Genomic DNA, 430 nt, shown 5'->3' with positions numbered 1-430 from the left:
CGGTGTCGATGAGCACGTGTGGAAACACACCCGCCGTCCCGGCGATCCCTCCTCGATGGTCACGGTGCTGGTGGATCTGACCCCGCTGGTCGACGGGCGCGGGCCGGCCCGGTTGATCGATATGCGACCCGGGCGCAGTGCCGAGGTGCTACGAACCTGGCTCAACGAGCGTGACCCTGGTTTCCGCCAGCGTGTGGAGGTCGTCACGATGGACGGCTTCGCAGGCTACGCCACCGCCGTGGACCACGCCTTACCCGCGGCGACGAAGGTGATGGTCCCATTTCATGTGGTGCACCTGGCCGCCGAGAAGCTCACCGGGTGTCGGCAACGCCTGCAACGAGAAACGACCGGGCGGCGCGGACGCAAAGATGACCCGCTCTACAAGCACCGCCGTCACCTGATGACCAGGACGAACTATCTCACCGACCGT

1 protein-coding gene is annotated in these 430 nt (G+C 66.0%); it reads left to right on the top strand.

Annotation, left to right across the window (positions count from 1 at the left end; genetic code table 11):
* Positions 1-430: ISL3 family transposase (locus tag ACT3TD_RS14845; RefSeq protein WP_444638080.1), on the top strand; the 430-nt coding region annotated here is incomplete at both ends.

The organism is Corynebacterium sp. AOP36-E1-14, from assembly GCF_052377495.1.
Lineage (GTDB): Bacteria > Actinomycetota > Actinomycetes > Mycobacteriales > Mycobacteriaceae > Corynebacterium.
The sequence above is the reverse complement of the archived record's forward strand: the minus strand, read 5'-3'. Positions and strand labels throughout refer to the sequence as shown.